This is a genomic window from Kitasatospora sp. NPDC051853, from assembly GCF_044452665.1.
In the GTDB taxonomy this organism is placed as follows: Bacteria; Actinomycetota; Actinomycetes; order Streptomycetales; family Streptomycetaceae; genus Kitasatospora.
In genome coordinates this window covers 189,601-209,760 of the sequence record NZ_JBITBY010000007.1, presented here as the reverse complement: position 1 = coordinate 209,760, position 20,160 = coordinate 189,601, and the positions used below count along the sequence as shown (strand labels likewise).

Here is a 20,160-nt window from a genome sequence, read left to right as displayed (position 1 = left end):
CAGGACGGGCCCCGCCGCCACGGGGGTGCGGCGGGGCGCGCTACTTCCGGACGGCCTTCAGCAGCACGAACTTGCGGTCGCCGGCGACCAGTTCGCAGGTGCCGAAGAGCTTCCTCAGCTTGACGTGGTAGCCCAGGTGCCGGTTGCCGACCACCCAGAGCTCGCCGCCCGGGCGCAGCGCCCGGCGGGCGGTGGTGAACATCCGCCAGGCGGTGGCGTCGGTGGTGGCCTGGTGGCTGTGGAAGGGCGGGTTGTTGAGGACCACGTCCACCGAGCCGGGCTCGGCGCCGGTGAGGGCGTCCCCGACGGTGAACTCCGCCTTGGCACCCGCCCCCAGGGCGTCCCGGAAGGTGGCCTCCGCGGAGGCCACCGCCTGGTGGGACTCGTCGACGAAGAACAGCTCCGCCTCCGGGTTCGCCAGGGCGGCGGCGGTGCCGACCACGCCGTTGCCGCAGCCGAGGTCGACGATCCGCAGCGGGCCGCGGGTCGGCGGCAGGTGGCCGAGCAGGAAGCGGGTGCCGATGTCCAGGCGGTCCGCGCAGAACACGCCCGCGTGGTTGGTGACGGTCCGTCCGGAGACCGGCCCGATGCCGTCGGGCAGCTCGTACCGCAGCGGCCAGGGGTTGGCCGCGCGGGTGAGCTCCGGGTCGGGGGTGCAGAAGATCAGCCGGGCCTTGCGGACGGCCAGCGAGGTCCTGGTCGGGCCGAGGATCCGCTCGAAGAGCCGCAGGGTGGAGGTGTGGATCTCGGTCACCATGCCGGTGCCGACCACCACCGTCCCGGCGTGCACGGCCGGTGCCAGGCGGTGCAGCTGGTCCTCCAGCAGCGCCAGGCTCTTGGGCACCCGCACCAGCAGCACGTCGATCCGCTCCGGCGGCGGGTCCTGGGTGGTGAGCAGCTCCACCGTGCCCGGCTCCACCCCGGCCCGGGCCAGGTTGGCCCGGGTCGCCTCGCGGCCCAGGTACGAGTCGGAGACCTGCACCGGCCGGTGCTCCGCCAGCGCCGTGACCAGCGCGCCCCAGCGGTCGCCGAGCACCACCGGACGGCCCGTCAGGTCCACCGGCGGCGCGCCGTCGATCCCGGCCAGGTGCCGCAGCAGGTACTCGTCGGCCGCGTCCCAGGCCCGCAGCCGCTCCCGCGGGTCCTCCGGGAAGCGGCTGAGTTCGAACTCGCCCGAGGGCGTCGTGAAGCTTTCCATCGTGCCCTCAGGCTATCCGAGCCGCCCCGGCGCCCGGGCCGCCGCCCGGCCCGCACCCACCCGGCCCGCCGCCTGGCCCCTCGCCGGAGCGGGCCCTATCGTCCGTCCCATGGCCACCATCCTGAACGGCGACGCCGTGACCCTGCGCCCCGCCACCCCCGACGACGTGCCCCGGCTGGCCGTGATCCGGGACACCCCCGAGGTGCGGGCGCGCTGGCGGGGCGAGGCCGACCTGGCCGCCGAGGTCGCGGAGGACCTGGCCGACCCGGAGACCGAGGTGTTCGCGGTCGAGTTCGAGGGCCGGGTGGTCGGCGCGGTGCAGTGGTACGCCGAGAACGACCCGGAGTACCGGCACGCCGGGATCGACGTCTTCCTCGACCCCGCCGTCCACGGCCGCGGCCTCGGCACGGACGCCGTCCGCACACTGGCCCGCCACCTCCTCACCGCCCTCGGCCACCACCGCCTGGTGATCGACCCGGCGGCCGACAACGAGGCCGCGATCCGCTGCTACGCCAAGGTCGGCTTCCGCCCGGTCGGCGTGATGCGGCAGTACGAGCGCGGGGCCGACGGGAGCTGGCACGACGGCCTGCTGATGGACCTGCTGGCCGACGACCTGACCTGATCCGCCGTCAACCCGCCGTGTACCGCCAAATGGGCTGCGCGCCGGGCCGGTCCTGAGCGATCATCTGCGCCATGGACGATCCCATCGCAGTGGCGCAGCAGCTGGTCAAGTCGGCGTTCCCGGAGGCGGTGGCCGCCTACCTCGGCGGCTCGACCGCCCGGGGCGAGGCGACGGCCGGCTCCGACCTCGACCTGGTCGTGGTCCGCCCCGAGGGGTACGAGGTCTACCGGGAGACGACCCGTCACGAGGGCTGGCCGGTCGAGCTGTTCGTCCAGACCCCGTCCTCGACCCGGGCCTTCTTCGACTGGGACCGGGTCAACGCGGTGCCCTCGCTGATCTCGATGTGCGCCACCGGCCTGACCCTGCTCGACGCCGACGGCACCGCCTCCGAGCTGCGTGCCGAGGCCGCCCGGCTGCTGGCCGCCGGGCCCGCGCCCGTCCCGGCCGAGGCGCTGGAGACCAGGCGGTACATGCTGACCGACCTGTACGACGACCTGCTGGACGAGCGCCCCGAGGACGAGCGGGCGGTGGTCGCCGCCCTGGTGCTGGAGCGCGCCGCCGAGCTGCTGCTCTCCACCGGCGGCCACTGGCAGGGCAAGGGCAAGTGGATGCCCCGGATGCTCCGCGCGGCCCACCCCGGGCTCGGCGGGCGCCTGCTCGACGGCTACCGCGCGCTGCTCGCGGGCGGGGCCGGGGCGGAGTTCGCCGCCGCGGTGGCCGAGGTGCTGGAGCTCTGCGGCGGCCCACTGCGCGAGGGCTACCGGCGGGTGGCCGACGCCGAGGCACTGGCCGGGCCCAACCCGCCCGCCCGGGCGGCCGAGCCCCGGCCGGAGCCCGCCGCCCTGCCCGAGCACCTGGTCACCGGCTACCTCGCGCACCTCGGCGCGGAGCGCCCGAAGCACCCGACCGTGGCCGCACTGTTCGCCCTGCACCGGGCCCACGTCGAGCGGGTCCCGTACGAGACCCTGGACATCCAGATCGGCCGCCCGACCACCATCGACCCGCTGGACTCGGCCCGCCGGATAGCGGCCGGCCGGGGCGGCTACTGCTTCCACCTGAACGGCGCCTTCGCCGCACTGCTGACCTCGCTCGGCTACGACGTCCGCCGGCACGTGGGCGGGGTGCAGAACGCGCCGGAGGACCCGGCCGGGGCGAGCGCCAACCACCTGGTGCTCACCGTGCGCTGCGAGGGCCGGGAGTTCATGGTGGACGTCGGCCTCGGCGACGCGCTGCACGAGCCGCTGCCGCTGCGCGAGGGGACGTACCGTCAGCCCCCGCTCGCCCTGACCCTGGAGCCCTCGGCGGCCGAGCCCGGCGGCTGGCGGCTGGCGCACGACCCGCTGGGCTCCTTCACCGGCATGGACTTCCGCCCCGGCCCGGCCGTGACGGCGGACTTCCTGGAGCAGCACGAGCACCTCTCCACCTCGCCCGACTCGTCCTTCGTCCAGGTGTCCACCGTGCTGCGCCGGGAGGCCGACGCGCTGGAGGCGCTGCGCGGCTGCGTGCTGGTCCGCACCGGCGCGGACGGCCGCACGGTCACCGAGGTCGCCGACCGGGAGGCCTGGTTCGCCCTGCTGACCGGGCGGTTCGGCCTGGTGCTGGACGGCCCGGAGGGCCTGGACGGGACGGAGCGGGACCGCCTGTGGGCGAAGGTCCACGGCGACCACACGGCCTGGAAGGAGGCCACCGGCTGGACGGCGCCCGTCTCCTGACGGTGCGCCACCGGCCGGCGGTGCTCAGGCCATCGGGTCGTCCTCGCCGTACGGGCGCAGCCGCAGCGTCCGGGCGTCCGCCTCGCGGATCCGCCCGGCCCGGGCGCAGAGCAGCTCCAGGTTGTCCCGCCCGGCGTGGATGAACCGCCCGTGCAGGGCGTCGAACCGGCCCCGGGCGGCGTCCACCGTGACGGCCACCATGTACGGGATCGAGCCCCAGGCCTTCATGTCCCGGAACATCGGCATCCCGGCCGTCATCTCGGTGGCCACCGCCCCGGGGCTGATGTCGAGCACCACCACGTGCTTCTCGGCCAGCGAGTCGGCGATGTTGTCGGAGAGCTTGAGCAGCGCGCCCTTGGAGGTGGCGTAGGCGGTGTAGTGGCCGTCGGGGCGCAGCGCGAAGCCGGAGTTGAGGTTGACCACCCGGCCGCGCCGCCGCTCGACCATGCCGGGCAGCACGGTGCGCAGCAGGTTGTACGGCCCGCGCAGGTTGGTCTCCACCACCTGCCACCACTGGTTGGGGTCGGTCTCCCAGAGCGGCACCTCCTCGCGGTCCACCTGCCCGGCGTTGTTGACCAGGAAGTCCACCGGCCCGAGGTCGCGCTCCACCGCGCGGACGGCCTCGCGCACCGAACCGTGCCGGGTGACGTCCGCCGTCACCGCGACCCCGCGCGCCCCGTGTCTGACACACTCCCGCAGCGTCTCGGTCAGGGTGCCGTGGTTGCGTCCGAGCAGCCCGACCGCCATCCCCTCGGCGGCCAGCCCGACGGCCAGCTCCCGCCCGATGCCCCGCCCGGCCCCGGTGATCAGCGCGACCTGCCCTACCAGCGATCCGGTCGGCATGGTGACCTGCTCCCTCCTCGACCGCACCCTGGCGTGCGCCCTGTCCTGCGGCCGATTCTTCGGGCCCGCCGCGGGGGCGCGGGGGATCACCGGGCCGCTTGTCCTCCGATCGGCGCACACCGCGCGCCGCCGCCGTCCACCGCGCGACGAGGGCGAGGTCACATGACGGACCGAGATGTACTCGCTGGTAGGCGGGTAGTACGGTCGTCCGGGCGGCGCGTACGGCCACGACACCGGCGCACCACCCGTCAGAGCACGCTGGGCCACCCCCAGCTCCACCGTGAAGGGCAACTGAGTGAGTGACATCGCGCGCGTCGGGGTAGTCGGCTGCGGACTGATGGGTTCGGGCATCGCCGAGGTCTTCGCCCGCTCCGGGCTGGACGTGCTGGTCTCCGAGGCCACCGGTGAGGCCCTGGAGTTCGGCCGCACCCGTCTGACCAACTCCCTGGAGACCGCCGTCCGGCGCGGCAAGCTGACCGAGGAGCAGCGGGACGAGACCCTGGCGCGGATCTCCTTCACCACCGACCTCGCCGACTTCGCCGACCGCGACCTGGTGGTCGAGGCGGTCGCCGAGCAGGAGGAGATCAAGACCAGGATCTTCCAGACCCTGGACCAGGTGGTCGAGCGCCGGGACGCCATCCTGGCCTCCAACACCTCCTCCATCCCGATCGTGAAGCTGGCCGCCTCCACCTCCCGGCCGGAGCAGGTCATCGGCCTGCACTTCTTCAACCCGGCCCCGGTGCAGCGGCTGGTCGAGGTCATCCCGACCCTGACCACCTCCGCCGAGACCACCTCCCGGGCCGAGGCCTTCGCCGTCCAGGTGCTCGGCAAGGAGCCGATCCGCGCCCGTGACCGGGCCGGCTTCGTGGTCAACGCCCTGCTGGTGCCGTACCTGCTCTCGGCGGTCCGGATGTTCGAGTCCGGCGTGGCCACCGCGGCCGACATCGACAAGGGCATGGAGGCCGGCTGCGCCCACCCGATGGGCCCGCTGCGCCTGTGCGACCTGATCGGCCTGGACACCATCGTCTCGATCGCCGAGTCGATGTACGACGAGTACAAGGAGCCGCTGTACGCCGCTCCCCCGCTGCTCTCCCGGATGGTCGACGCGGGCCTGCTCGGCCGCAAGTCCGGCCGGGGCTTCTACGACTACACCGCCTGACGCACCACCACGAGGAGGAGGCCGTAGCCCGTGACGGGCCACGGCCTCCTCCTCGTTCCGCGTCACGGCTGGGTGGGCGGCTCCTGGGTGCCGAGCTGTTCGTTGATCTTCTGCTGGGCGGTGTCGACCTGGCCCGTGTACTTGCCGCCGGTCTTCTCGTCCACCGCGTCGCCCGCCTTGTCGACACCGCTGCGGACGGTGTCCTCGTGGCCGTGGATCATCTGCTTGAGCTTGTCGAGCATCGACATGGCCCGGGTCCTTTCTGCCGGATTCCCTCATGGTCACCGTCAGCCGCCGGTCGCGCATCCGCTGTGAAGACCGGGCGGGAGAAATTCACCTCCGGGGTCTACCCGCGTAAACAGGGGCTGCCCGATGATGGCGGGGCTCCGCCGCCCGGACTTCCGGGCCGTCAGCTCCCCCCTCCCACGCTGGAGTTCGCCATGTCCCGATTCCGCCGTGCCCTCGCCGCCACCGGCGCCACGCTGCTGGCCGCCGCCGCCCTGCTGACCGCCGCCGCGCCGGCCCAGGCCGCCCTGCCCACGCCCGTCCCGGCCGCCACCGCGCGGAGCTACCTGGCCTCGCTGACCGTCGCCGCCGAGTCCCACGAGTCCACCTACGACCGGGCGCTCTTCCCGCACTGGATCACCGTCTCGGGCACCTGCAACACCCGCGAGACGGTCCTCAAGCGGGACGGTTCGGGCGTGGTCACCGACTCGGCCTGCGCCTCCGTCTCCGGCTCCTGGTACAGCCAGTACGACGCGGTGACCCTCACCAGCTCCAGCAGCCTGGACATCGACCACATGGTGCCGCTCGCCGAGGCCTGGCGCTCCGGCGCCTGGGCCTGGAGCACCGCCCAGCGCCAGGCCTTCGCCAACGACCTGACCCGCCCCCAGCTGATCGCCGTCAGCGCGAGCAGCAACCGCAGCAAGGGCGACCAGGACCCGTCCACCTGGCTGCCGCGCGCCTCCTACCAGTGCACCTACACCCGGGCCTGGGTCCAGGTGAAGTACTTCTACGGCCTCTCGGTGGACAGCGCCGAGAAGTCCGCGCTCTCCTCGGTCCTGAACGGCTGCTGACGCGACGGAGCCCCGGCGCGGTGGCGTCCACCACTGCACCGGGGCTCCGGGCCGTACCTCCGTCAGACCTGCGGCCCGGCCGGGTACTGCTGCGGCCAGTACGCCTGCTGCTGCGGGGCCCGCGCCGCGGCGGCCTCCTGAGCGGCCGTCAGCCGGCGGACCATCAGGATCGCCAGCACGGCCGCGACCAGGTCGGCCAGGTCGGCCAGCGGGGTCACCGTGAAGCTGGTGACGTACGCCTCGTCGGTCTCCGCGTCGAGGTAGAGCTTCTGGTCGATCCGCCCCAGCATGAGCGAGACGATCCAGGCCGCCCACCAGCCCCCGATGAGCCCCTCGCCCCGGCCCGGGGCCTGCTGCGGGGAGCCGGCCCGCAGGACGTCCTGGGTCATCTGCAGCGGGAACCAGAGCGAGACAATCGGGACGATCCAGCCCCAGATCGCCCAGGCCCGCCGCTTGCGGTGCGGGAAGTGCGGCGCGAGCGCCTCGGCGTTCTTGCGCACCCGCCAGAACCAGCAGAGGAAGACCACGCCCGAGGCGACCAACGCCGCCAGCTGGAGCAGCGAGGTCAGCCCCGCCACCGCCTCCGGGCCGACCACCTCGTCCGAGGAGCCGGCCGAGCCGTCGACCTGCTTCTGGTACTCACCCCGGACCACCAGCGACATCGCCGCGTTCAGCACGTCGGTCAGGGCGACCAGGACGAGCATCACCACGGCCGCGATCCCCAGGCCCTTGGCCGAGCGGTACGCACCGGCCGGAGCGGGCATCACCGGCGGGGCCGGGTACGCCGCCCCGGCCGGAGTGGCCGACGGGGCCTGCCACGGCGACGGCTGCGCCGTTTCGTTCTGTTCGGAATTCATTGGTCGGAAATGTCCATATCGCTGCGCCCCCACCGTCCCGGGGGACCGGGACGCCCATATGACCACAGCGGCCGACCGGATTTCCAAACGTTATGTTCAGCTGTTGATGCTGAAGCTGTCGCCGTAGACCTTCCACTTCAGCGGCGGGTTCAGGTCGAAGTTCTTCGCCTTGAGGAAGACCCGCTGGGCGGTGTCCACCCGGCTGGTGTCGCTGTGCGCCTCCTCCTGCTTCATCGCCCACACCCGGGCGTCCAGGAAGGCGTTCAGGTAGGCGGTCTCGTCGCCACCCTGGGCCGGGGTCTTGGCCTTGCCGAGGGCGCGCTTACGGATGTTGGCGAAGCTGGTGGAGTCGCCGCCGTTGCCGTGCATCACGATCGCGTCGTAGTACGCGAACTGACCGAGCGCGCGCAGACCGTCGGCCTTGGCCTGCTTGACCGCCGGGTTGAAGTAGACCCGGTCGCGCTCGTCGTTCTGGGCCTGCTGGAAGACCGCGTCCTTGGCCGCGGTGGCCCAGTCCCGCTCGAAGGCGGAGCCGAGGCCGGCGTGCGAGTCGGTGCCGTTCACCTTGCGCAGGGCCGGGAGGTACTTGGCCAGGACGTTGCCCGGCTTGAGGTCCGTGTAGTGCTCGACCAGGTCGAGCATGTCGCCGGTGCCGGAACAGAAGCCGATGATCCCGGCGGTGTAGCCCCGGCCGTCCTTGATGTCCTCGATGTACTTGTACTGGGCCTTCCAGTCCAGCGAGGAGTTCTCGGCGCTGGAGACCAGCTTCATGGCGATCTCCTTCTTCGCCGGGTCGTCCAGGCCCGCCCCGGCGGCCTGGGCGGTGGTGCCGCCGACCAGGGTGAGGGAGACGGCGGCGGCCAGCAGGCCGGTGATCGCGGTACGGCGGCGCACGACAGACATGGCACACTCCGTGGGGATGCGGCGGTTAGGAAACTTTCCTAACGGAGACCGATTGAACCGTGCCTCCGCCTCGCCCGCAAGAGCAAGGGCACCACAACTCACTCAAACCTTGGGGCAGTTGCCGGGCACCTCGGTCGGCACCATCACGCAGTACGCCGCCCCGTCGGCGGGCACGGCCGCATCCGGGAGGGCGAAGACCGCGACCCGGGAGACCGGCATCACCACCTCCCCCGCCCGGCTCACCAGTTGCGCCCCGTCCCCGCCCTCGCTCCGCCGGTACAGCCCGACCGGCACCAGCTCACCGGGGTGGTAACCGGAGACCACCAGCTGACGCGGGGCGTTCGCCGGCGTGACCCCGGCCGGGCGGTCCGGCAGCGCGATGCCCTGGCCGTGACCGGCCGTCAACGTTCCCTGCTGGGCCGTGAGTTGGAAGGAGCCGGCCTTGGCAAGTGCCTCCCGGGGCACGTTCGGCGGTACCAGCAGCCACGTCCGGCTGCCCTGCACGCCGCCGTCCTCCCCGTAGACCGCCGGCCCCGCTCCGGTGAACAGCGCCTCGGCGGGCTCCTCCCCCTCCGGCAACGCGGCCGCCGGCTCGGGGCGGACGGCGGTACGGAAGCCCCGGCCGCCGACCGAGATCGTGACCACGACCTCCTCGCCGGTGCGGAAGCCGTGCAGGCAGAGCGCGACCGGCTCGGTCAGCCGCAGCTCCACCGGGCCGTTGGCCGCACTGCTGAGCCACACCGCCGGGCCCTCGCCGTACGCCGGTGGGAGCTGACCGCGGCTCAGGTCGCGCGCACAGTCCGGGCGCTGCGGCTGCACCGGGGCGGCCAGGGCGATCTGCGCGGCCAGCGGGGCCACGTCGGACTCCCCCGGCCCGGGGCTCGGGGACGGCTCCGGGGTGGGACTGGGACTGGGAGTGGCACTGACGGAGGGCTCGGGCACGCTCAGGGAGGAACGTTCCACCTGGGCCCCGCACGCCGTCACCAGCAGCGCACAGCCGCCCGCCAACCACACCCCGGCCCGTCGCATACCGCCTCCTCGCTACGCCCCACCACGAGGCTAGGCACGACGCACCGCACACGACCCACCACGACGCGACGGCGTCCGGGTGAACGTGATGCCGGCGCACCGGGCTGCGCCCCGCAGGGGCGCGAGGAACTGCGCGAGTACGGAAGGCGGCCCAGAGCCAGATCGGGGCACGCGAGCCAGTTGCACGTGCTGCCGTTCCCCCGCGCGCAGTTCCTCGCGCCCCCGGAGGCATGACCAATCACGTGAAAAGGGCCCGGCCCCGCCGTGGTGGCGGAACCGGGCCCCTGTGGCCGGCGGAGCGTCAGGCGCCGCGCAGGACCGCGCCCGTACGGGCGGCGGCGGCCGCGACGGCGGCCTCGCGCGCGGCGGTGGCCTCGTCGGCCGTCAGCGTGCGGTCGGCCGCGCGGAAGCGCAGCGAGTACGCCAGCGACTTCTTGCCCTCGCCGGCCTGCTCGCCGGTGAAGACGTCGAACAGCCGGATGGCCTCCAGCAGTTCGCCGGCGCCCTCCCGCAGCGCGGTCTCGACCTCGGCGGCCGGGACGGCGGTGTCCACGATCAGGGCGACGTCCTGGGTGGCCACGGGGTACGCGGAGACCGGCGGGCCGGAGACCCGGTCGGCGTTCTCGGCACCCAGCAGGTCCAGGTCGAGCTCCATCGCGCTGGTGCGCTCCGGCAGGTGCAGCGCCTTGATGACGCGCGGGTGCAGCTCACCGGCGTGGCCGACCACCCGGCCGTCCACCGAGAGCTCGGCGCAGCGGCCCGGGTGCCAGGGCGCGTACTGCGCCTGGCGGACCGTCAGCTCCACACCGGCCGCGCGGGCCACCGTGCGGGCCGCCTCGACGGCGTCCGCCCAGGAGGCGCCGGCGCCCTTGCCCCACCAGCCGGAGGGGAGCCGCTCGCCGGCCAGTGCGACGGCGATCCGGCGCGGCTGGTCGGGCAGGGCGGCGTCCAGCTCGGCCAGCTGCCCGTCGGTCGGGCGGCGGTCGACCGGCAGGCGCGGGGCGACCTTGAGCTCGGCCTTCGGCAGGAAGACGGTGCCCTGCTCGAAGAGGGCGAGGTCGGTGTTGCCCCGGCCGATGTTGCGCCGCAGCGCGCCGAGCAGGCCCGGCAACAGCGTGGTGCGCAGCGCCGGCTCCTCGTCGTTGAGCGGGTTGACCAGCTTGACGGTCCGTCGGCGGGCGTCGTCCGCCTCCAGGCCGAGCGCGTCGAAGGCCGCGTCGCCCAGGAAGGGGTAGGCGTTGATCTCGACGTAGCCGGCCCCGGCCAGCACCACGCCGGCCCGGCGCTGGAAGCGCTGGGCCTCCGTCAGGCCCTTGCCCGGGGGTACCGAGGGCAGCCGGGAGGGGACGTTGTCGTAGCCCTCCAGCCGGATGACCTCCTCGGCGAGGTCGTACGGGTCGGTGAGGTCGGGGCGCCAGCTCGGCGGGGTGACCTCCAGCACGTCGGTGCCGACCACGGTGGCGCCGATCTCCTGGAGCCGCCGGGTGACGGTCTCGCGGCCGTACTCGGTGCCCGCGACGCGGTCCGGCAGGTCGGCGTCGATGGCGATGGTGCGCACCGGGTGCGGGGCGGCGATGTCGGTGACACCGGCCTCGGCGGTGCCGCCGGCGATCAGGACCAGCAGGTCGACCGCGCGCTGGGCGGCGGCCCGGGCGGCCTCCGGGTCCACGCCGCGCTCGAAGCGCTTGGAGGCCTCGGAGGGCAGCTTGTGCCGCTTGGCGGTGCGGGCGATGGCGACCGGGTCGAAGTGCGCGGCCTCGATGACGATCTCGGTGGAGCCGGTGGTGATGCCGGTCTCCGGGTCGGTCACCGGGTCGAGGATCTCGGTGGAGGCGCCGCCCATGACACCCGCGAGCCCGATCGGGCCGGAGTTGTCGCAGATCAGCAGGTCCTCGGTGGAGAGCTTGCGCTTGGTGCCGTCCAGCGTGGTGAGGGTCTCGCCCTCGGTGGCGCGGCGGACCTGGATCGGGCCGTCCACCCGGTCGCGGTCGTAGGCGTGCAGCGGCTGGCCGACCTCGAGCATCACGTAGTTGGTGATGTCGACGGTCAGCGAGATCGGGCGGATGCCCGACTTCTGCAGCCGACGCTGGAGCCAGATCGGGGACTTCGCGGACGGGTCCACGCCGGTCACCGTGCGGGCCACGAAGCGGTCGCAGCCGGCCGGGTCGGCGACCTTGACCAGGTAGCCGTAGGAGTTGGCCGGGGGCACGTCGAGCAGCGCCGGGTCGGCCAGCGGCAGCCCGTACGCGGCGGCGGCCTCGCGGGCCACGCCGCGCATGGAGAGGCAGTAGCCGCGGTCCGGGGTGACGGCGATGTCCAGCACCTCGTCGACCAGCTGGAGCAGCTCGATCGCGTCGGTGCCGGGCTCGTACTCCGGCGGCAGCACGATGATGCCGTCGTGGTCGTCGCCCATGCCGAGCTCGCGGGCCGAGCAGATCATGCCGGCCGAGGTGCGGCCGTAGGTCTGCCGGGCGGCGATCGGGAACGGGCCGGGCAGCACGGCGCCCGGGAGCACCACGACCACCTTGTCGCCGACCGCGAAGTTGCGGGCGCCGCAGACGATCTCCTGCGGCTCGCCGGTGCCGTTGGCGTCGCCGACGTTCACCATGCAGTACCGGATCGGCTTCTTGAACTCGGTGAGCTCCTCGATGGAGAGCACCTGGCCGACCACCAGCGGGCCCTTGAGGTCGCCGCCGAGCTGCTCGACGGTCTCGACCTCCAGGCCGGCCCGGACCAGGCGGGCGGCCACGTCGCGGCCGGTCTCGCCCGCCGGAAGGTCGACGTACTCGCGCAGCCAGGAAAGCGGGACGCGCATCAGATCTCCATTCCGAACGGGAGGGTGAAGCGGACGTCGCCCTCGACCATGTCGCGCATGTCGGCGACGTTGTGACGGTTCATCAGGATCCGCTCCAGGCCGAGGCCGAAGGCGAAACCGCTGTAGCGCTGCGGGTCCACGCCGCAGGCGACCAGCACGCGCGGGTTGACCACGCCGCAGCCGCCGAGCTCGATCCAGCCCTCGGAGGAGCAGGTCCGGCACGGGCGGTCCGGGTTGCCGACGCTCTCACCGCGGCAGACGAAGCACTGGAGGTCGATCTCCGCGCTCGGCTCGGTGAACGGGAAGTACGAGGGGCGCCAGCGCAGTTCGAGGCCGCTGCCGATCAGCTTCTCGACCAGCACCTCGATGGTGCCCTTGAGGTCGGCGAAGGTGATGCCCTCGTCCACCGCGATCGCCTCGACCTGGCGGAACACCGGGGTGTGGGTGGCGTCCAGCTCGTCGGTCCGGTAGACCCGGCCCGGGCTCACCGCGTACAGCGGCGGCTCGCGGTCGAGCATGGTGCGGATCTGCACCGGCGAGGTCTGGGTGCGCAGGACCACGCCGGAGTCGGCGGAGCCGTCCGGGGCCTGCACGAAGAAGGTGTCCTGCATGGAGCGGGCCGGGTGGTCCTCGTGCAGGTTGAGCGCGTCGAAGTTGAGCCACTCCGCCTCGACCTCGGGGCCGGAGGCGACCTCGTAGCCCATGGCCACGAAGGTGTCCTCGATCCGCTCGGCCAGCGTGGTGAGCGGGTGCCTGGCGCCGCGCGGGGCCCGGTCGTACGGCAGCGTGACGTCCACCGCCTCCTCGACCAGCACGCGGGCGTCCCGCTCCGCCTCCAGCTCGACCTGACGCTTCGCCAGCGCCTGGTTCACCGCGCCGCGGGCCTGGCCGATCAGCTTGCCCGCGGCGGCCTTGGCCTGCGGGGGCAGCGCGCCGATCTCGCGGTTGGCCAGCGAGAGCGGCGAGCGGTCGCCGGTGTGGGCGACCTTGGCCTGCTTCAGCTCCTCCAGCGAGCCGGCCGCGGCGAAGGCCGCGACGGCCTCGTCCCGGGCCTGCTCGACCGCTTCGGGCTTGAGTGCCTCGACCTCGACCGGGTCGTAGTCCTTGTTGGGTGCCGACATCGCTATCTTTCCCGTGCTCCTGCTCGTGAAGGGGGGTGCCTCGCCCATTGCGCTACGCACTGCGTGGCCGGGGCACGGGCAGCCGCTCCCGTACGAGTCGAGAGGGGTGTCCGCGGCACAACCGCGCAGGGCGTCACACAACGCAATGGTCGAGTGTAGTCGCAGCCTGCGAACCGCCCGCCGGGCTCTCGACTCCTACAACATGCTGTGTTGTCGGTCATGCTCTTTCAGAGCATGAAGTCGGGCACTCCGGCGGGCAGGATAAATCGGAAGCGGGCGCCGCCGGAGGGGGCGCGGCTCACCCGGATGGTGCCGCCGTGGGCCTCGACGATGCCCTTGACGATGTAGAGGCCGAGGCCGGTGCCGCCGCGCTTGGAGCCGCGCCAGAAGCGGGTGAAGACGCGCGGCATCGACTCCTCGGGGATCCCGCTGCCCTCGTCGCTCACCGTCACCGCCGTCCCCTCCAGGACCCACTCGCGCCCGGCGCTCTCCACCAGTTCCTTGGCGGGCGCCACCTCGATCGTGACAGTCCCCTCGCCGTGGCGCACCGCATTTTCCAGCAGGTTGGCCAGCACCTGGTCCAGCTTGTCCGGATCGGCCCAGAGCTGGGTGAGCGGCTGCTCGATCCGGATGTCGAAGCGGTCCTCCGGGATGCCGGCCGCCACCTTGCCCTCCACGTGCCGGCGCACCGCCGCCGGGAGGTCGACCACCTGCTTGCAGAGCTCCAGTCGGCCGGCGTCGATCCGGGAGATGTCCAGCAGCTCGGCGATCAGCCGGGTGACCCGGTCCGCGTCGGCGTCGACGGTCTCCAGCATCACCCGCTTCTGGCCGTCGGTGAACCGCTCCCACTTGGCCAGCAGGGTCCGGGTGAAGCCCTTGACGCTGGTCAGCGGCGAGCGCAGCTCGTGCGCGACGGTGGCGATCAGCTCGGCGTGGCTGCGCTCGGTGCGCCGGCGCGCCTCGGTGCCGCGCAGCGCCACCACCACCCGCCGGACCGCGCCGCCGCGCCGCTCGCGCACGTAGCGGGCGGAGACCAGCAGCTCGCGGCCGCCGGGCAGCAGCAGGTACCGCTCGGGCTGCCCCGTACGGATCGTCAGGCCGCCGTACGGGTCGGTCAGTTGCCACCAGCGGCGCCCGTCCAGGTCCTCCAGCGGGAGCGCCTGCTCCAGCGGCAGCCCGAGCACCGCCTCCGGCCGGATGCCGGTCAGCCGGGCCGCGGCCCGGTTGAACCGCACCACGGCACCGGACGCGTCGGCGACCACGAGGCCGTCCGGCAGCTCGTCCAGCTCCAGCTCGGCGCCGTCACCGGCCATCTGGGTCGCCCTCCCCGCGAAGATCCCCGGCGGATCTCACCCACCGTGTCCGTTCCCCCACTGTCCGACCCTAGCGCCCCTACCCCTTCGCGCGACACCCTCCCGGGGACCGCTGGGCGCGGGCGGAGGCGTACAGGCACACGGCGGCGGCCGTGGCCAGGTTGAGGCTCTCGGCGTGTCCGTGGATGGGAACGCGCACCACCTCGTCGGCGAGTGCGCGGGTCTCCTCCGGCAGACCCCAGGCCTCGTTGCCGAAGACCCACGCGCCGGGAGCACCCAGGGTGCCCTCGTCCAGCTCCTGGTCCAGGTCCCGGTCACCGGCCCCGTCGGCGGCCAGCACCCGCACCCCGGCCTCGCGCAGCCGGGCCACCGCCTCCTCGACCGGCACCCCGACCGCGAACGGCAGGTGGAACAGGCTGCCCACCGAGGCCCGGACGGCCTTCGGGTTGTAAGGGTCCACCGAGGCGTCGGTGAGGATCACCGCGTCCGCCCCGGCCGCGTCGGCGGTGCGCAGCACCGTCCCGGCGTTCCCGGGGTCGCGCACGTGCGCCAGCACGGCGACCAGCTGCGGGCGGGCCTTGAGCACCTCCTCGAAGGGGGTGTCCAGGAAGCGGCAGAGCGCCACGATGCCCTGCGGGGTGACGGTGTCGCAGATCTCCGCGATCACCTCGTCGGTGGCGGTGAGCACCGGCAGGCCCGCGTCCTCGGCCGCGGCCACGATCTCGGCGTGCCGCTCGGCCGCCTCGGGCGTGACGTACACCTCGACCACCACGTGCTGGTCCGACCCGGCCGGGCGGCCGTACGCGACCGCCTCACGGACCGCCTGCGGGCCCTCGGCCAGGAAGCGCCGCTCCTTGCTCCGCTGGTTGCGCCGGGCGAGCTTGCGCGCGGCGATCACCCGCGGCGAGCGCAGGGAGGTGAGCAGGGGGGTCTCGGTGCTCTGCATGGTCTCGTCTCTGTGACACGGTGTCAGGTTTTCCGGGCGGGGCCCGGAAGCACGCAGACCCGCAGGCGAACCTGCGGGTCTGGGTGGATCAGCTACACGGCTGAAGGATCCTCTGGGGATCGGCCTCAGGCGGCGACGCGCGGGGCGTTGACGTCCTCGGGGAGCGCCTTCTGGGCGACCTCGACGAGGGCGGCGAAGGCACCCGGGTCGTTCACGGCGAGCTCGGCCAGCATCTTGCGGTCGATCTCGACGTTCGCGATCTTCAGGCCCTGCACGAAGCGGTTGTAGGTGATGCCGTTGGCACGGGCCGCAGCGTTGATGCGCTGGATCCAGAGCTGGCGGAAGTCACCCTTGCGCTTCTTGCGGTCGTTGTAGTTGTAAACGAGCGAGTGGGTGACCTGCTCCTTGGCCTTGCGGTACAGGCGCGAGCGCTGGCCGCGGTAACCGCTGGCCCGCTCGAGGATGACCCGGCGCTTCTTGTGGGCGTTGACTGCCCGCTTGACGCGTGCCACTTCATTACTCCTTGGGTTGGACCACGGACTACTTCACGTGGTCCGTTAACGATGGGGTCGGAAGGATCAGCCGGACTCCCGCGGCGTCAGCCGCGGGCGGGCGATCACTTGCCGAGAAGCTTCTTGATCTTCTTCGCGTCAGCCGGGGCCATCTCGACGGTGCCGGCCAGCTTGCGGGTCAGCGTCGAGGGCTTGTGCTCGAGCAGGTGGCGACGGCCGGCACGCTCGCGCAGCACCTTCCCGGAGCCGCTGATCTTGAAGCGCTTGCTGGCGCCGCTGTGCGTCTTTTGCTTCGGCATATCGCCGTCTCTTCCTCGTCGGTCCGGACTCCCGCCCGCGCGTTTCCGCGCGGGCGGGGCCGGATTGATCTGGTGAGCGGGGCGGGACGCCCCACTACCTGGGTGACCGGACCGCTCAGGCGTCCTGGGCGGTCTCGGCCGGCTGCTCGACCTCGGCGGTCTCCTCGGCGGCGGCCTCGTCGGCCTCCACCTCGGTGTCCTCGACCTCGTCGGCCTCGGCCTCGAGGGCGGCGTTCTCGGCCTCGAGCGCGGCGTCGTCGTCCGCGGCGTCGGCGTCGGCGGAACCGATGTTCCGGCCCTGACGCTCGGCCTTGCGGGCGTCGGCCAGCGCACGGGCCTCGGCCATCGCCTCGGTCTTCTTCTTGTGCGGGCCCAGAACCATGATCATGTTCCGGCCGTCCTGCTTGGCCGACGACTCGACGAAGCCGAGGTCCTCGACATCCGAGGCCAGCCGCTGGAGCAGTCGGAAGCCCAGCTCCGGGCGGGACTGCTCACGACCGCGGAACATGATCGTGATCTTGACCTTGTCGCCCTGCTTGAGGAACCGAACGACGTGACCCTTCTTGGTGTCATAGTCGTGCGGGTCGATCTTCGGCCGGAGCTTCATCTCCTTGATGACCGTGTGCGCCTGGTTCTTGCGCGCCTCACGGGCCTTCATGGCCGACTCGTACTTGAACTTGCCGTAGTCCATGAGCTTGCACACCGGCGGCCGGGCGGTCGCCGCGACCTCGACCAGGTCGAGGTCGTACTCCTGCGCGAGCTCCAGCGCCTTGGCAAGCGGCACGATGCCGACCTGCTCGCCGCTGGGACCGACGAGTCGCACCTCGGGGACGCGAATCCGGTCGTTGATGCGGGGCTCGGTGCTGATGGGGCCTCCTCGGTTGCACCTTCTGCGATGCGGCCGTCGGACGGCGGTCGCACGTAGTGGACTCGACCACTGGGCGGGGCTTCATTCGTGCTGCGCTGCCCACTGGCGTACGCACCGCGGCACGAAAAAAGCCCCGCTCGGTATACAAGCGGGGCTCCACAGACCGGGGCAGCACCCCGTCGGGGGCGCTGCGGCGACTCGCTGGAGCCCTGCGGCTCAGGTGTCGCGGACCGGACCCGTCGACCGCTAGGCCGATCAGGTGGGAGACTTTCGCGGTTGCCCTCTCGGGCCTCCTGTGAGTGGAGCCTCCACTTGCTGGCCGGGCGGTCCGAAGACCTCCTGGCCGGTCAGTCTCGAAGCATACCAGCGTTTCCGGGAGCTGCGGTATTCCGCCTCCGGGGGGCGGTCACCGGGCGGGTGCTCGGTACGCTCCCTGGTGTACGCCTCCATCGAAGAAGTGAGCACCCGTGAGCGACGACACCACCCCGCACGACGACGAGATCGGCTTCGACGACCTCACCCGCGACATCGCCGAGGTCCCGGCCGTCGAGGTGATCACCACCGTCGCCGTGCACCTGATGAGCGCCGCCGCGGTGAAGTGCGGTCTCGCCGAGGGCGGCGAGAAGGACAAGGACCTCGACGAGGCCCGCAAGCTGATCACCGCCCTGGCCGGGCTGGTCACGGCCGGCGCGCCGGAGATCTCCAACTTCCACGCCGCCCCGCTCCGGGACGGCCTGCGCTCGCTCCAGCTGGCCTTCCGCGAGGCCTCGCTGGTGCCGGACGCCCCGGGCTCCGGCCCGGGCGAGAAGTTCACCGGCCCGGTCTACAGCTGACTGCCTGCCGGCAGCGCCCGGCTCGCGTAGGCGGTCACACCGGGGGCGCGGGGAACTGCGCGCAGGGGAACGGCAGCACGTGCAACTGGCTCGCGTGCCCCGACCTCACACCGGTCCGCCTTCCGGACTCGCGCCCCGAGGCGGAGCCGCACATCAGCGGCATCCAGCTCGCGTAGGTGGTCACACCGGGGGCGCGGGGAACTGCGCGCAGGGGAACGGCAGCACGTGCAACTGGCTCGCGTGCCCCGACCTCACGCTGGTCCGCCTTCCGGACTCGCGCAGTTCCTCGCGCCCCTGGTGTGACCAATTCCGCCGGCCAGGGGCTCAGCCGAGCAGGGCCAGGTCGAGGCCGCGGTCGAGGCGGAGCCGGAGGGTGTCGTCGGCGGCCAGGGCGGCGGCCAGGCGGCGGGCCAGCTCCGGGACGTCGGTGCCCTCGGCGAGGGAGAGGGCGAGCACGGCGTCGGTCTCGGTGCCCGGGCGCAGTTCGGCCCGGAGCACGGCCGGCTCGGCCTCGATCAGCGTCTGCACGGCGGCCCGGACAGCCGGGTCCTCGGCCGGCGGCAGGTACGGGCGGTTCTCGGCGACGGCGCGCAGCCGGGCGCCGCTCAGCGTGTAGGTGACCGGCCCGGCCGGGTCGACCAGCAGGGTGTCGGCGCGCTCGGAGTAGGCGACCATCGCGGCCTGCGGGGCGGCCACCGGGGCCGGGCGGGCGTCGGCGCGCCAGGCGGCCATGGACGCCAGTGAGGTGAAGGCGGGCAGGGCACGACGACCGTCGGGGGCCTCGATGACGGGGACGGCCATGTCGCTGGTCTTCTCGTGCTTGTGGCCGTGGGCGTCGACCTCGACCTCGCCGAGCAGGGCGACGATCGGGACCATCAGCCGACTGCCCGTCAGGGCGGCCAGCAGCTCCGGCTCTCCGGCCCCGTTCTGCTGCCAGGCGGCCAGCGCCGCGCTCAGGCGGGGGTCGGCGGTGCCGTCGTCGGCGGCGAATCCGGGGTTCGGGATGTTCTTCTGCTGCTCCACCCGCTTGAGGGTATGCCAACCGGGCGGTCGCATTCTCAGCCGGTGCTCATCGGCGGCTCAGGCCGCGTCCATGGGCGCGGCGCAGGGTCGACGGCATGACAGGGACGCGCAGGAGCAGGAGCCGGATCGGGGGTGCGCTGCTGCTGCCGGTGCTGGCGCTGACGGCGGGCGGGGTGTGGGTGGCGCAGGCGGACGGCGGTAGCGGGCACCCGACGGCGGCGGTGGTCAACGCGCAGGCGGTGGCCGCGACACCGACGCAGACACCCGCACCCACAGCGACACCGACACCGGTGGACCTGAACGCCGTGCTGGCCTCGGCCGCCGCGCAGGTGCCCGCCGAGGGCGCGGTCTCCGTCGCGGTGCTGGACGCCGCGAGCGGGGCGAGCGCGGTCTACGGGGGCGGCTCCTTCGTCACCGCGAGCATCGTCAAGGCCGATCTGCTGGCCGCCCTGCTCTGGCAACGCCAGCGCGCCGGGCGGGAGTTGAGCGCCGACGAGAAGGCCACCGCGGCCCTGATGATCGAGCAGAGCGACAACGACGCGGCCGACGCCCTGTGGCGCGCCGTCGGCGGCGCGGCCGGGCTGGACGAGGCCAACGCGGCCTTCGGCCTGACCGCCACCACCGCCGGGACGGACGGCTCCTGGGGCCTGACCAGCACCACGGCCGCCGACCAGCTGAGGCTGCTCCAGGTGGTCTTCGGCTCGGGCTCCGGTTCCGGCTCCCCGCTGACCGCCGGCTCGCAGGCGTACCTGCAGTCCCTGATGGGGCAGGTCGAGGCGGACCAGGACTGGGGCGTCTCGGCGGCCGACCAGGACGGCGCGTACACCCTGAAGAACGGCTGGCTGCCGCGCAGCGCCACCGGCCGGTGGGCGGTGAACAGCATCGGCCGGGTGACGTACGACGGCCGGGAGTTGCTGCTGGCGGTGCTGACCGAGGGGTCGGCGGACGAGGCGGCCGGGATCGCCACCGTCGAGGGGCTGGCGAAGGCCGCCGCGGGCGCGCTGACCGGGGAGTTGACGCACTGACAACCC

The 20,160-nt window shown here is 73.1% G+C and carries 20 protein-coding genes; 6 read left to right on the top strand and 14 right to left on the bottom strand.

What is annotated here, in order from left to right; genetic code table 11:
* Positions 1 to 40: 40 nt before the first annotated feature.
* Positions 41 to 1,198 (bottom strand): methyltransferase, encoded by a 1,158-nt coding sequence (locus ACIA8O_RS21370; protein WP_396295507.1) that lies wholly within the window; start codon positions 1,196 to 1,198, stop codon positions 41 to 43.
* 109 nt (positions 1,199 to 1,307) lie between these two features.
* On the opposite strand from ACIA8O_RS21370, the gene ACIA8O_RS21365 reads away from it, so the two are divergent.
* Entirely contained in the window at positions 1,308 to 1,820 is a 513-nt protein-coding gene (locus ACIA8O_RS21365) for a GNAT family N-acetyltransferase (protein WP_396295506.1), read from the top strand.
* Between the two features lie 71 nt (positions 1,821 to 1,891).
* A complete protein-coding gene (locus ACIA8O_RS21360) occupies positions 1,892 to 3,532 on the top strand; it encodes an arylamine N-acetyltransferase (protein WP_396295505.1) in 1,641 nt (546 codons plus the stop codon).
* A gap of 24 nt (positions 3,533 to 3,556) precedes the next feature.
* On the opposite strand, the gene ACIA8O_RS21355 is transcribed toward ACIA8O_RS21360, so the two are convergent.
* Positions 3,557 to 4,375 (bottom strand): SDR family NAD(P)-dependent oxidoreductase, encoded by an 819-nt coding sequence (locus tag ACIA8O_RS21355; protein WP_396295504.1) that lies wholly within the window; start codon positions 4,373 to 4,375, stop codon positions 3,557 to 3,559.
* A 295-nt stretch (positions 4,376 to 4,670) separates the two neighbouring features.
* On the opposite strand from ACIA8O_RS21355, the gene ACIA8O_RS21350 reads away from it, so the two are divergent.
* On the top strand, positions 4,671 to 5,534 hold the full coding sequence (locus ACIA8O_RS21350) for a 3-hydroxybutyryl-CoA dehydrogenase (RefSeq protein WP_396295503.1): 864 nt from the start codon (positions 4,671 to 4,673) through the stop codon (positions 5,532 to 5,534).
* A gap of 62 nt (positions 5,535 to 5,596) precedes the next feature.
* Here ACIA8O_RS21350 and ACIA8O_RS21345 read toward each other — a convergent pair whose 3' ends face one another.
* Positions 5,597 to 5,782, bottom strand: coding sequence for an antitoxin (locus tag ACIA8O_RS21345; RefSeq protein ID WP_396295502.1), 186 nt, complete (start codon positions 5,780 to 5,782; stop codon positions 5,597 to 5,599).
* Positions 5,783 to 5,974: 192 nt separating this feature from the next.
* Here ACIA8O_RS21345 and ACIA8O_RS21340 point away from each other — a divergent pair, with 192 nt between their 5' ends.
* A complete protein-coding gene (locus tag ACIA8O_RS21340; RefSeq protein ID WP_396295501.1) occupies positions 5,975 to 6,610 on the top strand; it encodes an HNH endonuclease family protein in 636 nt (211 codons plus the stop codon).
* A gap of 62 nt (positions 6,611 to 6,672) precedes the next feature.
* On the opposite strand, the gene ACIA8O_RS21335 is transcribed toward ACIA8O_RS21340, so the two are convergent.
* From ACIA8O_RS21335 to infC, 10 genes are all read right to left on the bottom strand, one after another.
* Positions 6,673 to 7,467 (bottom strand): DUF4328 domain-containing protein, encoded by a 795-nt coding sequence (locus ACIA8O_RS21335; protein WP_396295500.1) that lies wholly within the window; start codon positions 7,465 to 7,467, stop codon positions 6,673 to 6,675.
* A gap of 96 nt (positions 7,468 to 7,563) precedes the next feature.
* A complete protein-coding gene (locus tag ACIA8O_RS21330) occupies positions 7,564 to 8,370 on the bottom strand; it encodes a chitosanase (RefSeq protein ID WP_396295499.1) in 807 nt (268 codons plus the stop codon).
* Positions 8,371 to 8,472: 102 nt separating this feature from the next.
* Positions 8,473 to 9,228 (bottom strand): hypothetical protein, encoded by a 756-nt coding sequence (locus ACIA8O_RS21325; protein ID WP_396295498.1) that lies wholly within the window; start codon positions 9,226 to 9,228, stop codon positions 8,473 to 8,475.
* A 472-nt stretch (positions 9,229 to 9,700) separates the two neighbouring features.
* Complete coding sequence (gene pheT, locus ACIA8O_RS21320; RefSeq protein WP_396295497.1) at positions 9,701 to 12,214, bottom strand: phenylalanine--tRNA ligase subunit beta; 2,514 nt, start codon at positions 12,212 to 12,214, stop codon at positions 9,701 to 9,703.
* Positions 12,214 to 13,335, bottom strand: coding sequence for a phenylalanine--tRNA ligase subunit alpha (pheS, locus tag ACIA8O_RS21315; RefSeq protein WP_396295496.1), 1,122 nt, complete (start codon positions 13,333 to 13,335; stop codon positions 12,214 to 12,216). Before pheS ends, pheT begins: the two co-directional genes overlap by 1 nt.
* Positions 13,336 to 13,562: 227 nt before the next feature.
* Complete coding sequence (locus tag ACIA8O_RS21310; protein WP_396295495.1) at positions 13,563 to 14,648, bottom strand: ATP-binding protein; 1,086 nt, start codon at positions 14,646 to 14,648, stop codon at positions 13,563 to 13,565.
* A gap of 79 nt (positions 14,649 to 14,727) precedes the next feature.
* A complete protein-coding gene (locus ACIA8O_RS21305; protein WP_396295494.1) occupies positions 14,728 to 15,594 on the bottom strand; it encodes a TrmH family RNA methyltransferase in 867 nt (288 codons plus the stop codon).
* 125 nt (positions 15,595 to 15,719) lie between these two features.
* Complete coding sequence (rplT, locus tag ACIA8O_RS21300) at positions 15,720 to 16,106, bottom strand: 50S ribosomal protein L20 (protein ID WP_345279500.1); 387 nt, start codon at positions 16,104 to 16,106, stop codon at positions 15,720 to 15,722.
* A gap of 104 nt (positions 16,107 to 16,210) precedes the next feature.
* Complete coding sequence (gene rpmI / locus ACIA8O_RS21295; RefSeq protein WP_030286227.1) at positions 16,211 to 16,405, bottom strand: 50S ribosomal protein L35; 195 nt, start codon at positions 16,403 to 16,405, stop codon at positions 16,211 to 16,213.
* Positions 16,406 to 16,520: 115 nt separating this feature from the next.
* Positions 16,521 to 17,273 (bottom strand): translation initiation factor IF-3, encoded by a 753-nt coding sequence (infC, locus tag ACIA8O_RS21290; protein ID WP_396295736.1) that lies wholly within the window; start codon positions 17,271 to 17,273, stop codon positions 16,521 to 16,523.
* 467 nt (positions 17,274 to 17,740) lie between these two features.
* On the opposite strand from infC, the gene ACIA8O_RS21285 reads away from it, so the two are divergent.
* A complete protein-coding gene (locus tag ACIA8O_RS21285) occupies positions 17,741 to 18,106 on the top strand; it encodes a DUF1844 domain-containing protein (RefSeq protein WP_345279502.1) in 366 nt (121 codons plus the stop codon).
* Positions 18,107 to 18,430: 324 nt separating this feature from the next.
* Here ACIA8O_RS21285 and ACIA8O_RS21280 read toward each other — a convergent pair whose 3' ends face one another.
* The gene (locus ACIA8O_RS21280) at positions 18,431 to 19,129 is read right to left on the bottom strand and encodes an SseB family protein (protein ID WP_396295493.1); all 699 of its coding nucleotides are present in this window, start codon (positions 19,127 to 19,129) and stop codon (positions 18,431 to 18,433) included.
* A 95-nt stretch (positions 19,130 to 19,224) separates the two neighbouring features.
* On the opposite strand from ACIA8O_RS21280, the gene ACIA8O_RS21275 reads away from it, so the two are divergent.
* Entirely contained in the window at positions 19,225 to 20,154 is a 930-nt protein-coding gene (locus tag ACIA8O_RS21275; protein ID WP_396295492.1) for a serine hydrolase, read from the top strand.
* Positions 20,155 to 20,160 lie beyond the last annotated feature (6 nt).

What these genes read in the sequence shown, in the direction of transcription:
- ACIA8O_RS21355 (WP_396295504.1), bottom strand. Translation starts at nt 4,375, where the DNA reads ATGCCGACCGGATCGCTGGTAGGGCAGGTCGCGCTGATCACCGGGGCC.
- ACIA8O_RS21275 (WP_396295492.1), top strand. Translation starts at nt 19,225, where the DNA reads ATGACAGGGACGCGCAGGAGCAGGAGCCGGATCGGGGGTGCGCTGCTG.
- ACIA8O_RS21335 (WP_396295500.1), bottom strand. Translation starts at nt 7,467, where the DNA reads ATGAATTCCGAACAGAACGAAACGGCGCAGCCGTCGCCGTGGCAGGCC.
- ACIA8O_RS21365 (WP_396295506.1), top strand. Translation starts at nt 1,308, where the DNA reads ATGGCCACCATCCTGAACGGCGACGCCGTGACCCTGCGCCCCGCCACC.
- ACIA8O_RS21330 (WP_396295499.1), bottom strand. Translation starts at nt 8,370, where the DNA reads ATGTCTGTCGTGCGCCGCCGTACCGCGATCACCGGCCTGCTGGCCGCC.
- pheS (WP_396295496.1), bottom strand. Translation starts at nt 13,335, where the DNA reads ATGTCGGCACCCAACAAGGACTACGACCCGGTCGAGGTCGAGGCACTC.
- ACIA8O_RS21370 (WP_396295507.1), bottom strand. Translation starts at nt 1,198, where the DNA reads ATGGAAAGCTTCACGACGCCCTCGGGCGAGTTCGAACTCAGCCGCTTC.
- ACIA8O_RS21360 (WP_396295505.1), top strand. Translation starts at nt 1,892, where the DNA reads ATGGACGATCCCATCGCAGTGGCGCAGCAGCTGGTCAAGTCGGCGTTC.
- ACIA8O_RS21345 (WP_396295502.1), bottom strand. Translation starts at nt 5,782, where the DNA reads ATGTCGATGCTCGACAAGCTCAAGCAGATGATCCACGGCCACGAGGAC.
- rpmI (WP_030286227.1), bottom strand. Translation starts at nt 16,405, where the DNA reads ATGCCGAAGCAAAAGACGCACAGCGGCGCCAGCAAGCGCTTCAAGATC.
- ACIA8O_RS21340 (WP_396295501.1), top strand. Translation starts at nt 5,975, where the DNA reads ATGTCCCGATTCCGCCGTGCCCTCGCCGCCACCGGCGCCACGCTGCTG.
- pheT (WP_396295497.1), bottom strand. Translation starts at nt 12,214, where the DNA reads ATGCGCGTCCCGCTTTCCTGGCTGCGCGAGTACGTCGACCTTCCGGCG.
- ACIA8O_RS21310 (WP_396295495.1), bottom strand. Translation starts at nt 14,648, where the DNA reads ATGGCCGGTGACGGCGCCGAGCTGGAGCTGGACGAGCTGCCGGACGGC.
- ACIA8O_RS21305 (WP_396295494.1), bottom strand. Translation starts at nt 15,594, where the DNA reads ATGCAGAGCACCGAGACCCCCCTGCTCACCTCCCTGCGCTCGCCGCGG.